The sequence below is a fragment of the Oerskovia paurometabola genome (assembly GCF_016907365.1).
Lineage (GTDB): Bacteria > Actinomycetota > Actinomycetes > Actinomycetales > Cellulomonadaceae > Oerskovia > Oerskovia paurometabola.
The window spans coordinates 2,522,670-2,536,714 of the sequence record NZ_JAFBBV010000001.1 but is presented as its reverse complement, the minus strand read 5'-3'; the positions used below and the strand labels follow the sequence as shown (position 1 = coordinate 2,536,714).

Sequence of the window (14,045 nt, the reverse complement as noted above, 5' to 3'; positions counted from 1 at the left end):
GTGACCCTTCCTGCTGGCGAGAGAGACGACATGACGCACGAGCCCACGCGTGAGCGCGGCCCGGTGGACCCCGCCCAGGAGGTCGAGGAGGTCGCCGACGCGATCGACGACGTCGTCCCACCGGACGAGGGGGCCGCCCGAGGCGTGCGCGCCCTGGCGGGGGAGTCGTTCTCGCTCGCCGAGACCATCGGCGGGGTGCGCGGGCTCGTGGAGTCCATGGCTCCGGGCCTCGTGTTCGTGGTCGTGTTCATCGTGACGGGCAACACCCTGCGTCCCGCGCTGATCGCGTCGGTCGCGGTCGCGCTCGTGGCCGTGGCGGCCCGCCTGGTCCAGCGCACGCCCGTCACGCAGGCGTTCGGGGGCTTCCTGGGCGTCGCGATCGGCGTGCTGTGGGCGTGGCGCTCGGGCGAGGCGCAGAACTACTACGCGGCGGGACTGCTCACGAACGCGGCCTACCTGGTGGCGATGGCCGTCTCGGTGCTGGTCCGGTGGCCCGTGGTGGGCCTCGTCGTCGAGGCGCTGCGCAGCGGGTGGACGGACGGGGACAAGGTCAAGGCCGCGGTCGCGGCGAGCGACGTGCCCGACGGCGCCACGGCCTCGGGAGCGTCCGTCGCCTCGGGGGAGGGCGCCGAGGGCAGGGTTGGCAGCGTCGAGGACGCCCAGGACGAGCCGGCTCCCGGCGCATTCCGGGCGTGGGCCCAGCGCTGGCGCGGGGACGCGGCGCTCATGCGCCGCTACGCGCTGGCGACGTGGCTGTGGGTCGGGATGTTCGCCGTGCGCCTGGCCGTCCAGGTCCCCCTGTTCATGGCCGGGGAGGACGCGGTGGCCTGGCTCGGCACGGCCCGCCTCGTCATGGGGATCCCGTTGTGGGCGCTGACGCTCTGGTTGACGTGGCTGCTGGTCCGTCGCCCGCACGCCGACGCCGCCCCCGCGAGCGTCTGAGGCCGCTGACAGGGCCGCGCCCCTCCCCAGGTCCGAAGGCCCGCGCGGAGCCACGCCGGCTCAGACGGGCAGGCCGGTCGTCTCGTCGATGATCCCGGTGCCCTCGTCGGGCGACGGGTTGATCAGGATCCGCAGGAGCTCGGCCTCGTCGACGTCGCGGCCCGTGACGATGAGCAGCTCGTCGCCGACCTCGAGCGTGTCGTCGATGCTCGGCGCGATGGGCTGGGTCCCGCGGACGATCGCCGCGAGCACGGTGTCCTGGGGCCAGGCCACCTGGCCGACACGCGTGCCGATGAGCGGCGAGTCGGGCGGCAGCGTGAGTTCGAGGATGTCCGCGCCCGACTGGTGGAACGTGAAGATCCGGACCAGGTCGCCGACCGCGACGGCCTCCTCGACCATCGACGTCATGATGCGGGGCGTCGAGACTGCGACGTCGACGCCCCACGACTCGTCGAACATCCACTCGTTCTTGGGGTTGTTGACGCGCGCGACGGTTCGCGGGACCCCGAACTCGGTCTTCGCGAGGAGCGAGACGACGAGGTTGACCTTGTCGTCGCCCGTGGCCGCGACGATCACGTCGCACTCGTCGACCTTCGCCTCGGCGAGGGTCGAGAGCTCGCACGCGTCGGCGAGGAGCCAGTCGGCGTCGGCGACCTGCGCGACGCGCATCGCGGCAGGCTGCTTGTCGATGATCATGACCTCGTGGTCGTGGCTGAGCAGCTCGCGGGCGATCGAGCGCCCGACGGAACCGGCTCCGACGATGACGACGTGCATCAGTTCTCCTCGATCTTGGGGGCGTGCGTGAGGAGGCGCTCGACCGTGGGCGCGTCGGCAGCGCGCATGAGCACGTGCAGCACGTCGTTCTCCTGCAGGACGGTGCTGGGGGTCGCGAGGACGCCCTCGCCGAACCGGCCCAGGAACGCGACGCGCGCTCCGGTCGCGGACTCGATCGTCGCCACGGAGCGCCCGACCCACTCGGGGTGGAAGTCGGTCTGCGCGAGCCGGACCTGCCCCGAGGGGTCGCGGTACTCGTCGGTCGCGCCGAGAGGGAGCATCCTGCGCAGCACCTGGTCGGAGGTCCACCGGACCGTCGCGACGGTCGGGATGCCGAGGCGCTGGTAGATCTCGGCGCGGTGCGGGTCGTAGATGCGGGCCACGACGTTGTCGACGCCGTAGGTCTCGCGGACCACGCGGGCAGCGAGGATGTTGGAGTTGTCCCCGTCGGAGACCGCGGCGAACGCGTACGCGTCCTCGATCCCCGCCTGGACCAGGGTGTCCCGGTCGAAACCCAGCCCCGTCACCTTCTTGCCGGAGAACTCCGCGGACAGCCGTCGGAAGGCGTCGGGGTTCTGGTCGACCACGGCGACCGAGTGGCCGCGGTTCTCGAGAGACTGGGCGAGGGTGGCGCCGACACGGCCACATCCCATGATCACGAAGTGCACGGACGAAACGCTACCGCGCACGCGCGCCTTGCCGGTACAGGCCGGTACACGTCGGTAGACGTCGGTAGACGTCGGCACAGGCCGGTACACGTCGGTACCGGCTGGCACCGGCTGGCACCGGCTGGCACCGGCCGGCACGAGCGGGCGCGGCGGCGGGGCCGAGGATGGTGCGGCGGAGCCCTCGCGGAGATCCGTCGGGGCGGTGGAGGGGTCAACGGCACCTGGAGGGCCTAGCATGGGCCAACGTGTCGGATATCGCTGATGCCGCCAAACGCCTGTTGCTCGGACGTCCCGTCCGCAGCGACGACTTGGGGCACACCCTGCTGCCGAAGCGCATCGCGCTCCCGGTCTTCGCCTCGGACGCGCTCTCCTCGGTGGCGTACGCCCCCGACGAGATCCTCCTGACCCTGTCGATCGCGGGCCTCGCGGCCACGACGATCTCCCCGTGGGTGGGTCTCGCGGTCGTCGTGGTCCTGCTGACCGTGGTCGCGTCGTACCGCCAGAACGTGCACGCCTACCCGTCGGGCGGCGGTGACTACGAGGTCGCCACGGTCAACCTCGGCCCCACGGCCGGTGTCGGCGTGGCCTCGGCGCTCATGGTCGACTACGTCCTCACGGTGGCCGTGTCGATCTCCTCGGGAGCCCAGTACGCGGCGGCAGCCATGCCGTTCCTGCGGGGTCATGAGGCGGCGTTCGCGATCACGCTCGTGGTGCTGCTGACCCTGGTGAACCTGCGAGGGGTCAAGGAGTCCGGGTCCTTCTTCGCGATCCCGGTCTACCTGTTCATGTTCGCCATCGGGATGACGGCCGTGGTCGGGTTCGTGCGGTACGCCACGGGGACCCTGCCCATGGCCGAGAGTGCGTCCTACCAGCTCGTCGCGGAGAGCCATTTCGACCAGGGGCTGACCGGGATCGCAGGGGCGTTCCTCGTCGCGCGAGCCTTCGCGTCGGGCTGTGCCGCGCTCACGGGTGTCGAGGCCATCAGCAACGGCGTGCCGGCGTTCAAGAAGCCCAAGTCCCGCAACGCGGCCACGACGCTCGCGCTGCTCGGGTCGATCTCGGCCTTCATGATCATGGCGATCCTCTTCCTCGCGCAGAAGACCGGCGTGCACTTCGCCGAGAACCCGGCCGAGCAGCTCACGATCGACGGCCAGCCCGTGCCCGCCGACTTCGTGCAGGACCCGGTGATCGGCCAGCTCGCGCAGGCGATCTTCCAGGGCTTCCCGCTCGCGTTCTACCTGGTTGCCGCGGTGACGGGGCTGATCCTCGTCTTCGCCGCGAACACGGCGTTCAACGGGTTCCCGGTGCTGGGTTCGATCCTGGCCAAGGACGGCTACCTCCCGCGTCAGCTCCACACGCGCGGCGACCGGCTCGCGTTCTCGAACGGGATCGTGACCCTCGCGGTCGCGGCGATCGCCCTGATCTGGGCCTTCGACGCGCAGGTCACGCGCCTGATCCAGCTCTACATCGTGGGCGTCTTCGTGTCCTTCACGCTCTCGCAGCTCGGCATGATCAAGCACTGGACACGCGAGCTGCGCACGACCCCGGACCCGCGCTTCCGCACCAAGATGAAGCGGTCCCGCGTCGTCAACGCGATCGGCTTCGGCATGACGGGCACGGTCCTGATCATCGTGCTGCTGACCAAGTTCACGCACGGTGCGTGGATCGCGATCCTCGCCATGGGCGTGGTGTTCGTGCTCATGCGGGCCATCCGCAAGCACTACGACTCGGTGAGCGAGGAGCTCACCCTGGGCGAGGACCCGGCCGCGGCACGTGCCCTGCCGAGCCGCGTCCACGCCCTCGTCCTGGTCTCCAAGCTGCACAAGCCGACCATGCGCGCGCTCGCCTACGCCCGTGCGTCGCGTCCCTCCGTGCTGGAGGCCGTGACGGTCGGCGTGGACCCCGAGGAGGTCGCCGAGTTCACCGCCGAGTGGGAGGCCCTCGACCTCCCGGTCCCGCTGCGCGTCCTCGACTCGCCGTACCGCGAGATCACGCGCCCGATCCTGTCCTACGTGCGCTCGATCCGTCGGGAGAGCCCGCGCGACCTCGTCGTGGTCTACATCCCCGAGTACGTCGTGGGGCACTGGTGGGAGCACCTGCTGCACAACCAGAGCGCGCTGCGGCTCAAGGGCCGGCTCCTGTTCACCCCGGGCGTCGTCGTGGCCTCGGTGCCGTGGCAGCTGTCGTCGACCAAGGGTCAGACGGGGCTCGAGAAGGAGAACTTCGCGGCCCAGCAGCGGATCAACCGCCGCTACTGAGCGCGCCACGGGCCGCCCGCGCGACCGGGGTCGGTCTCCGGTCCGCCGACAACGTGTGCGGTCCCACGCCCCGTCGGCGAACGGTCCGGAGCCCGGAGCGGTTCGCGTCCGGGATACTAGGGGAGTGTCTGAAACCCTGAACCCCACGTCCACCGCCCCCGAGTCTCAACCTCTGGTCGAGCTCGAGGTCGGACCTGTCGCGCACGGCGGCCACTGCGTCGCGCGACTCGACGGGCGCGTCATCTTCGTCCGGCACGCGCTGCCCGGCGAGCGGGTGCTGGCCCGGATCACCGACGACGGGGAGGCTGCCAAGTTCTGGCGCGCCGACGCCGTCGAGATCCTCGAGGCCTCCGAGGACCGGGTCCCCGTAGCCTGGCCCGCGGCAGGTCCTGGCGGGGCAGGAGGCGGCGAGCTCTCGCACGTGTCCCTGCCCGCGCAGCGCCGGTGGAAGGCCGCGGTCCTGCAGGAGCAGCTCAAGCGCCTCGCCGGCCTTGACCTTCAGGTAGAGGTTGAGGGTGCGCCCGGGGACGACGAGCGGGGTGGCCTCGGCTATCGCACGCGCATCGACCTGGTCGCCGACGACCAGGGCCGTGCGGGCATGCGCGTGTTCCGCTCGCACGACGTCGTCGCGCTCGACGAGATGCCGCTCGCGACGCCCGAGGTCGCGGCCCTCGCCGAGGCCGAGGAGGTCTTCACGCGTCGCTGGCGTCCGGGGACGACCCTCGAGCTCGTGGCGCCGGCAGGGGGCGGCGACCCGATCCTGCTGGTCGACGGTGTCGTCTGGCACTCGGGCCACATCGATCGGCGACCCCACGCACGTCGGGCCGTGACCGAGACCGTCACGGTCGCCGGGACCGAGCACTCGTTCCGCGTGGCCGCCGACGGCTTCTGGCAGGTCCACCGCGAGGCACCCGCGCTGCTCGCGGAGGCCGTGCTGCGGGCCGCCGGACCGCTCGACGAGGCGACCGTGGTCGACCTGTACTCGGGCGCCGGACTCTTCACGCTGCCGCTCGCCGACGCCGTCGGCGAGACCGGGCGCGTCGTGGCGATCGAGGGCGACGAGCGGGCCGTCAAGGACGCCCGCCGCAACGCGTTCGAGAAGCCGCAGGTCGAGCTCCACCACGGCCCGGTCGAGAAGGTGCTCGCGGCCAAGGACCACGCCGCGCCGACGGCCGACGTCGTGGTCCTCGACCCGCCGCGCACGGGCGCCGGGCGCAAGGTCGTCGACGCGGTCGCCGCGCTCCAGGCCCCCCGCGTGGTCTACGTCGCGTGCGACCCCGCGGCCCTGGCCCGCGACATCGCCTACTTCGCGAAGCACGGGTACGCGGTCGAGTCGGTCACCGGGTACGACCTGTTCCCGCACACCCACCACGTCGAGGCGATCGCGGTCCTCACGCGGTGAGCCGGGGGGCGTCCGGAACCCCTGACCTGTACCTTCGTGCGGACGGCACCGGGACAGCCGGCGTTCGCCTGTCGCCCGTGCCCGTCTCGGGAGACGATGGGTGGACGTGCCGGGTCCCGCCGGCCTGATGAGCAGAAGAGGGCGCATGCAGGTCACCGTGGTGGTTCCGACGTTCAACGAGGGTCCGAACGTGGGCGAGCTCGTGCGCCGACTCGGCGACGCGGTCGAAGGGCTCGACGCGGAGCTGCTGTTCGTCGACGACTCCCGAGACGACACCCCCGACGTGATCCAGCGGGTGGCCACGTCCTCGCGGCTGCCCGTGCGGCTGCTGCACCGGGACGACCCGGTCGGTGGGCTGAGCGGCGCGGTGGTCGAGGGGTTGCGGGCCGCGCGGGGCGAGTGGGTCGTGGTCATGGACGGGGACCTGCAGCACCCGCCGGAGATGGTTCCGGTGCTCCTGGAGACCGCTCGGGAGACCGGAGCCGATGTCGTGGTCGCCTCCCGCTACGTCGGGGGAGGTGATGCGGGCGGTCTCGACGGGCGCTGGCGTCACCTCGTGTCGACCGCGTCCTCGCTGCTGGCCCGCTCGATGTTCCCGGTGCGGCTGCGGAACGTGACCGACCCCATGACCGGGTTCTTCGCCGTCCGCACGGCGTCGATCGATCTCGCGGGGCTGCGCCCCCGAGGGTTCAAGATCCTGCTCGAGGTCCTCGCGCGCAACAAGGTGGCGGTGGTCGAGGAGCCGTTCGTCTTCGGGGAGAGGTTCGCCGGCGAGTCGAAGGCGACGTTCGCGAACGGGCTGCGGTACCTCCAGCAGCTCACGGCGCTGCGGTTCGGCCGGCTGTCGACGTTCGCGCTCGTGGGCGCGTTCGGCGCGGTCATGAACCTCGCGATCATGTGGGGTCTGGAGCAGTTCGGCGTGCACTACATGCCCGCCGCGGTGGTCTCGGCCGCGGTCACGATCGTGACGAACTTCCTGCTGCTCGAGCACTTCGTGTTCCACGACCTGCGCTCGGAGGGGCGCAGCGTGTGGCGGCGTGCCGCGCAGTCCTTCACGTTCAACGGCATCGAGGCCGCGGTGCGGCTGCCGTTCCTGCACTGGCTCGTCGTCCTGACGGGGATGCCGCCCGTGGTCGCCCAGGCGCTGACCCTCGTCGTCGCGTTCCTCCTGCGCTTCGTCTTCCACGCCCAGGTCGTCTACCGACCGCGCAAGGACACCCCCGAGCGCGTCACCCCGTTGACGGGTGAACCGTCGGGCACGACGCGCGACGACGAGTAGGACCCACGCCACCTGCCATGATGGTCGCCGCGCTCCGGACGGACGCGACCGACCGACCGGAAGGGTGCACGCATGGGGATCGTCGACAACGCGGTCTACGTCGACGGACGGCGCACGGCCAACCCGTCGAGCCTCGACGAGACCTTCGAGACGCTGCGCGAGCGGCGCGGGCTCGCGTGGATCGGGCTCTACCGGCCGAGCGAGGCCGAGATCCGTGCGGTCGCCGACGAGTTCTCGCTGCACCGTCTCGCCGTCGACGACGCGATCGCGGCCCACCAGCGGCCCAAGCTCGAACGCTACGACGACAACCTCTTCGTGGTCCTGCGTCCGGCCCGCTACCTGGACGCCGAGGAGCGCGTCGAGTTCGGCGAGCTGCACGTCTTCGTCGGGCCCGACTACGTCGTGACGGTCCGCCACGCCGAGTCCCCGGACGTCGGCGCGGTCCGCCGCCGCCTGGAGGCGACGCCCGAGCTGTTGCGCCTCGGTCCGGAGGCCATCCTCTACGCGGTGCTCGACCAGGTCGTCGACGAGTACGCCCCTGTGGTCGCCGGGCTGCAGAACGACATCGACGAGATCGAGGACCAGCTGTTCAGCGGGGACCCCGCCGTCTCACGACGGATCTACGAGCTCTCGCGCGAGGTCATCGCCTTCCAGCGCGCCACCCACCCGGTCGTCGGCATCCTCCAGGCGCTCGAGCGCGGCTCCGAGAAGTACGGCGTCGACATCGAGCTCCAGCGGAACCTGCGCGATGTGCTCGACCACTCGTTGCGTCTCGCGGAGCAGGCCGACTCGTTCCGGGTGCTCCTGCAGAACGCCCTCATGGTGCAGGCCACGCTCGTCGCGCAGCACCAGAACGAGGAGATGCGCAGGCTCTCCGAGACGAGCCTCGCGCAGGGCGAGGAGGTCAAGAAGATCTCGTCCTGGGCGGCGATCCTGTTCGCCCCCACGCTCGTCGGCACGATCTACGGCATGAACTTCGCCCGGATGCCCGAGCTGGACTGGGTCTACGGGTACCCGCTCGCGATCCTCGCGATGGTCGCGATGGGGTTCACCCTCTACGCGATCTTCAAGCACCACCGGTGGTTGTGACGCGTCCGGGCGCTCGTTCGTCCAGCCTCGACAGGGCACGGCGGCGCGCGGCGGGCACAATCGAGGGGTGAGCAGCCTCGCCGACGACGACACGTCCGCGACCGGACCCCAGGGCCCGGCGGGCGCTCCGCCGTCGGGCCGGGGGACGGGACCGCAGGACGGCACCCCCGCGTCACGTCCCGGCGCGGAACCCGGGCTGAGCGCCCAGGAGGTCGCGGCGCGCGTCCGGGCCGGGCAGACCAACCTGACCACCCGCTCGACCTCGCGCTCGCTGACCGCGATCCTGCGCTCCAACGTCTTCACGCTGTTCAACCTGATCCTCGCGATCGCCGTGACGCTCGTCCTCCTCACGGGCAGGTGGCCCGACGCGGTCTTCGGGTTCGTGGTCGTCATCAACGCGGCGATCGGCATCGTCACCGAGTACCGGGCCAAGCGGACGCTCGACCGTCTCTCGATCCTCACCGCGCCCTACGCCCGGGTCGTGCGGGACGGCACCGAGCAGCAGGTCGCGCTCGACGAGGTGGTCCTCGACGACGTGCTGCTCGTCGGGACGGGCGACCAGGTCCCGGCCGACGCCCGGGTGCTCGACGTCACAGGGCTCGAGGTCGACGAGTCCATGCTCACGGGGGAGTCGCGCCCCGTGCGCAAGGCCGTGGGCGACGAGGTGCTCTCCGGGTCGGCCGTCGTCGCAGGCGCCGCGGTGTGCCGCGTGGTGCGCGTGGGCGAGGAGGGGTACGCCCAGCGCATCACCTCCGAGGCCAAGAAGTTCTCGGTCGTCCGCTCCGAGCTGCGCGAGGGCGTCAACAAGATCCTCAAGGTCGTCTCGATCGGGATCGTGCCCATCTCCTTGCTGCTGTTCTGGAGCCAGCTGTACTACACGGGCGGCGTGCGCGAGTCGATCGCGGACGGGACGTGGCGCGACGGCGTCGTGGCGGCCGTCGCGGGCGTCGTCGGGATGATCCCCGAGGGCCTGGTCCTGCTCACCTCGCTCAACTTCGCGATCGCGGCCACGCTGCTCGCACGCCAGAAGGTCCTCGTCCAGGAGCTGCCCGCGGTCGAGATCCTCGCACGCGTCGACGTCCTGTGCCTCGACAAGACCGGCACCCTCACCGATGGGCACGTCGCCCTGACCGCGCTGCGCCCCCTGGCCGCCGTCGAGGGCGCGCGCGAAGCGCTCGCGGCGCTCGCGGCCGACCCGGACGGCAACGCGACGTCCAAGGCGCTCGCCGAGGGGCTCGCGGACACGGCGCCCGCCGCGGTCGCCGAGGCCGTCCCCTTCTCCTCGGCGCGCAAGTGGAGCGCGGTGCGCACCGGCGCGGGGGCGTTCGTGCTGGGAGCGCCCGAGATCCTGCTCGCCGGGCGCACCGACGGTCCGGCGGCGACCGCGCTCGCCGAGGTCCACGAGTCCGCGGGCACGGGGGCGCGCGTGGTCCTGCTCGCGCACGCCCCGACCGGACTCCCGACGGCGCAGGCGCCCCTCCCGTCCGACCTCGCCCCCGCGTTGCTCGCGGTGCTCGGAGAGCGCATCCGCCCCGACGCCGCGCAGACGCTCGAGTACTTCCGGCGCCAGGGGACCCGGGCCAAGGTCATCTCGGGCGACAACCCCGACACGGTCGCGGCGATCGCGACCTCGGTCGGGCTGCACGGGGAGGGGGTCAGGGTCGAGGGCTTCGACGCGCGCGAGCTGCCGACCGACCCCGACGAGCTCGCCGACGTCGTCGCCGCGCACGACGTGTACGGGCGCGTGACGCCCGAGCAGAAGCGCGCGATCGTGCACGCGCTCCAGTCCCGCGGCCACGTCGTCGGCATGACGGGCGACGGCGTCAACGACGCCCTGGCGCTCAAGGACGCGGACCTCGGGATCGCGATGGGCAACGGCGCGCCCGCGACCAAGGCCGTCGCGCGGGTCGTGCTGGTCGACGGGCGGTTCGCGACGCTCCCCGGGGTGCTGGGGCAGGGGCGCCGGGTCATGGCGAACATGGAGCGCGTCGCGAGCCTGTTCCTCGCCAAGACGACGTACGCCGCGATCCTCGCGGTGTCGGTCGTGCTGCTCGTGTGGCCGTACCCGTTCCTGCCACGGCACATGACGCTCGCGGGCTCGCTCACGATCGGCATCCCGGCGTTCTTCCTCGCGCTGCCGCCCAACGACCGCCGCTACCTCGCCGGGTTCCTGCGGCGCGTGCTGAGCTTCGCGATCCCGGCGGGCGTGGTGATCGGGGCCGTGATCCTGGCCGTGTACGGGTACCTGCGCCCGCTCGTCGGGACGGACGACGCACGCTCGGCCGCGACGCTCGTGCTCATCGGGGTGTCGTTGTGGATCGTGGGCATCCAGGCGCGCCCGGTCAACGGGTGGAAGATCGCGCTGATCGCTGCGCTCGCGGCCTGCGCGGCGCTCGCGGTGGCGGTCCCGTGGGTGCGGGACTTCTTCGCGCTCCAGGTCCCGACGGCGAGCGAGGCGGTGGTCATCGCGATCGCCGTGGTCGTGGGGTGGGTCGCGATCGAGGCCGTGTACCGCGTGCTCACGCCGCGGCTCGGGGGAGGGTCCACGGCCGGTCGCGCCAAGGTCGATATCTTGACGTCAAGATAAATGCGCTATGCTGTGTGTCGGCGACATTTCGGAGCGTCGCCGGCCCGGCGTAGGCTGGGCAAAGCCCCCAGAACCATCTTGATCGTCATTCGACGACCTGCCGTGCCGGGTGCACGGCGCGGGCCGCAGAGCCCGCGCGGTGCCCCGGCCGCGGTGGTCGTCACCACCCTCGCCAGGTAGAAGGAGCAACCGTGAGCAGCGTCGACACGTTCGGGTCGAAGGGAACACTGGAGGTCGGTGAGAACTCGTACGAGATCTTCCGTCTCTCCGCGGTCGAAGGCGCGCAGCGCCTCCCGTACAGCTTGAAGATCCTCGCGGAGAACCTTCTGCGCACCGAGGACGGCGCCAACATCACCGCGGACCACGTGCGTGCCATCGCCGCCTGGGACCCCGACGCGCAGCCCGACACCGAGATCCAGTTCACGCCGGGTCGCGTCATCATGCAGGACTTCACGGGCGTGCCCTGCGTCGTGGACCTCGCGACCATGCGTGAGGCCGTCGCGGACCTCGGCGGCGACCCGTCGCGCATCAACCCGCTCGCGCCCGCCGAGATGGTCATCGACCACTCGGTGCAGATCGACGTCGCGGGCCGCCGCGACGCGTTCGAGCGCAACGTCGAGTTCGAGTACCAGCGCAACCACGAGCGCTACCAGTTCCTGCGCTGGGGCCAGACGGCGTTCGACGACTTCAAGGTCGTCCCCCCGGGCACCGGCATCGTCCACCAGGTCAACATCGAGTACCTGGCGCGCACCGTCATGACGCGTACCGTGAGCACTGCTGACGGGGACGTCTTGAGGGCCTACCCCGACACGTGCGTCGGCACCGACTCGCACACGACCATGGTCAACGGCCTGGGCGTGCTCGGCTGGGGCGTGGGCGGCATCGAGGCCGAGGCCGCGATGCTCGGACAGCCCGTCTCGATGCTCATCCCGCGCGTCGTCGGCTTCAAGCTCAGCGGCCAGATCCCCTCGGGCGTGACCGCGACCGACGTCGTCCTCACGATCACGCAGATGCTGCGCCAGCACGGCGTCGTCGGCAAGTTCGTCGAGTTCTACGGCGCGGGCGTCGCGGCCGTGCCGCTGGCCAACCGCGCCACCATCGGCAACATGAGCCCCGAGTTCGGCTCGACCGCCGCGATCTTCCCGATCGACTCGGTCACGGTCGACTACCTGCGCCTGACGGGCCGGTCCGAGGAGCAGCTCGCGCTCGTCGAGGCCTACGCCAAGGAGCAGGGCCTCTGGCTCGACCCGACCGACCCGAGCTACGTCGAGCCGGTCTTCTCCGAGTACCTCGAGCTCGACCTCTCGACGGTCGTCCCCTCGATCGCCGGCCCCAAGCGTCCCCAGGACCGCATCGAGCTGTCGAACGCCAAGTCCGCGTTCGCCCGCGACCTGCCGACCTACGCCCCCGAGGTCGTCGACGTCGTCGACGAGGCCGAGAAGGAGTCCTTCCCGGCCTCCGACTCGCCCGCGATCCACGCCAACGGGCGCCGGACCGTCCCGGTCACGGACACCAACGGCAAGCAGTTCGACCTGTTCCACGGTGCGGTCGCGATCGCCTCGATCACGTCGTGCACCAACACGTCGAACCCGTCCGTGATGCTCGCCGCGGCGCTGCTCGCGAAGAAGGCCGTCGAGAAGGGCCTGGAGGCCAAGCCGTGGGTCAAGACCTCCATGGCCCCGGGCTCGCAGGTCGTCACGAACTACTACGAGAAGGCGGGCCTGTGGCCCTACCTCGAGAAGCTCGGCTTCCACCTCGTGGGCTACGGCTGCGCGACCTGCATCGGCAACTCGGGCCCGCTCGACGAGAAGGTCTCCGAGGCCGTCAACGAGCACGACCTGTCGGTCGTCTCGGTGCTCTCGGGCAACCGCAACTTCGAGGGTCGCATCAACCCCGACGTCAAGATGAACTACCTGGCCTCCCCGCCGCTGGTCATCGCGTACGCCCTCGCGGGCACCATGGAGTTCGACTTCGAGCACGACCCGCTGGGACGCAACGAGGACGGCTCGCCGATCTTCCTGCGCGACATCTGGCCCACGCCGGAAGAGGTCCAGGCGACGATCGACTCCTCGATCGACCGTGCGATGTTCACCAAGGACTACGCGGACGTCTTCACGGGTGACGAGCGCTGGCGCGCCCTGTCCACCCCCGAGGGCAACACGTTCGAGTGGGACCAGCAGTCCACCTACGTCCGCAAGCCTCCGTACTTCGAGGGCATGTCGGCGCAGCCGTCCCCGGTCACCGACATCTCGGGTGCCCGCGTGCTGGCCAAGCTGGGCGACTCGGTCACGACCGACCACATCAGCCCTGCCGGGTCCATCAAGGCGGACTCGCCGGCCGGTGTGTACCTCGCCGAGCACGGCGTCGAGCGTCGCGACTTCAACTCCTACGGCTCGCGCCGCGGGAACCACGAGGTCATGATCCGCGGCACGTTCGCGAACATCCGCCTGCGCAACCAGCTCCTCGACAACGTCGAGGGCGGCTTCACGTTCAACTTCGTGAAGAACGCTCAGGACACGATCTACGACGCCGCGCAGGACTACGCCGCGGCGGGCACGCCGCTCGTCATCCTGGGTGGCAAGGAGTACGGCTCCGGCTCGTCGCGTGACTGGGCCGCCAAGGGCACGGCGCTCCTGGGCGTCAAGGCCGTCATCACCGAGAGCTTCGAGCGCATCCACCGCTCGAACCTGATCGGCATGGGCGTCCTGCCGCTGCAGTTCCCGGCCGGCGAGTCGGCAGGGTCGCTGGGCCTGGACGGCACCGAGACGTTCGACATCTCGGGCGTCACGGCGCTCAACGAGGGCACGACGCCCCGGGCGGTCAAGGTCACCGCGACCAAGGCCGACGGCACCTCCGTCGAGTTCGACGCCGTCGTGCGCATCGACACCCCGGGTGAGGCCGACTACTACCGCAACGGCGGCATCCTGCAGTACGTGCTGCGCTCGCTCGTCAACGACTGACGAGCGTCCGCCGCGGGTGCGGCGCCGTCGGGCCCGGGATCTCCCGCACGCCCGACGGCGCCGCTCGCCCCGCGCGGGGAGCACGA

9 protein-coding genes are annotated in these 14,045 nt (G+C 71.2%); 7 read left to right on the top strand and 2 right to left on the bottom strand.

What is annotated here, in order from left to right:
- Positions 1–30 precede the first annotated feature (30 nt).
- Positions 31–942 (top strand): DUF3159 domain-containing protein, encoded by a 912-nt coding sequence (locus tag JOD48_RS11390; protein ID WP_204809112.1) that lies wholly within the window; start codon positions 31–33, stop codon positions 940–942.
- Between the two features lie 60 nt (positions 943–1,002).
- Here the strand turns inward: JOD48_RS11390 and JOD48_RS11385 are convergent, their stop codons facing one another.
- Together JOD48_RS11385 and JOD48_RS11380 are read right to left on the bottom strand one after the other, a co-directional pair.
- Complete coding sequence (locus JOD48_RS11385) at positions 1,003–1,716, bottom strand: potassium channel family protein (protein WP_191792048.1); 714 nt, start codon at positions 1,714–1,716, stop codon at positions 1,003–1,005.
- Entirely contained in the window at positions 1,716–2,369 is a 654-nt protein-coding gene (locus JOD48_RS11380) for a potassium channel family protein (protein ID WP_191792101.1), read from the bottom strand. Before JOD48_RS11380 ends, JOD48_RS11385 begins: the two co-directional genes overlap by 1 nt.
- 260 nt (positions 2,370–2,629) lie before the next feature.
- On the opposite strand from JOD48_RS11380, the gene JOD48_RS11375 reads away from it, so the two are divergent.
- From JOD48_RS11375 to acnA, 6 genes are all read left to right on the top strand, one after another.
- Entirely contained in the window at positions 2,630–4,642 is a 2,013-nt protein-coding gene (locus tag JOD48_RS11375; protein ID WP_191792049.1) for an APC family permease, read from the top strand.
- A 124-nt stretch (positions 4,643–4,766) separates the two neighbouring features.
- A complete protein-coding gene (locus tag JOD48_RS11370) occupies positions 4,767–6,044 on the top strand; it encodes a class I SAM-dependent RNA methyltransferase (RefSeq protein ID WP_204809110.1) in 1,278 nt (425 codons plus the stop codon).
- A 145-nt stretch (positions 6,045–6,189) separates the two neighbouring features.
- Positions 6,190–7,323, top strand: coding sequence for a glycosyltransferase (locus tag JOD48_RS11365; RefSeq protein ID WP_204809107.1), 1,134 nt, complete (start codon positions 6,190–6,192; stop codon positions 7,321–7,323).
- A gap of 72 nt (positions 7,324–7,395) precedes the next feature.
- Positions 7,396–8,412 (top strand): magnesium and cobalt transport protein CorA, encoded by a 1,017-nt coding sequence (locus tag JOD48_RS11360; protein ID WP_191792052.1) that lies wholly within the window; start codon positions 7,396–7,398, stop codon positions 8,410–8,412.
- Between the two features lie 67 nt (positions 8,413–8,479).
- Positions 8,480–10,999 carry an HAD-IC family P-type ATPase gene (locus tag JOD48_RS11355; RefSeq protein WP_307824107.1) on the top strand — a complete coding sequence of 840 codons (2,520 nt, stop codon included), beginning with the start codon at positions 8,480–8,482 and terminating at the stop codon, positions 10,997–10,999.
- A gap of 191 nt (positions 11,000–11,190) precedes the next feature.
- Positions 11,191–13,959: an aconitate hydratase AcnA gene (acnA, locus tag JOD48_RS11350; protein ID WP_204809105.1), complete on the top strand. Its 2,769-nt coding sequence runs from the start codon at positions 11,191–11,193 to the stop codon at positions 13,957–13,959.
- Positions 13,960–14,045 lie beyond the last annotated feature (86 nt).

Coding starts and splice junctions, on each gene's coding strand:
- JOD48_RS11360 (WP_191792052.1), top strand. CDS start 7,396: ATGGGGATCGTCGACAACGCGGTCTACGTCGACGGACGGCGCACGGCC.
- JOD48_RS11365 (WP_204809107.1), top strand. CDS start 6,190: ATGCAGGTCACCGTGGTGGTTCCGACGTTCAACGAGGGTCCGAACGTG.
- JOD48_RS11385 (WP_191792048.1), bottom strand. CDS start 1,716: ATGCACGTCGTCATCGTCGGAGCCGGTTCCGTCGGGCGCTCGATCGCC.
- JOD48_RS11380 (WP_191792101.1), bottom strand. CDS start 2,369: ATGGGATGTGGCCGTGTCGGCGCCACCCTCGCCCAGTCTCTCGAGAAC.
- JOD48_RS11390 (WP_204809112.1), top strand. CDS start 31: ATGACGCACGAGCCCACGCGTGAGCGCGGCCCGGTGGACCCCGCCCAG.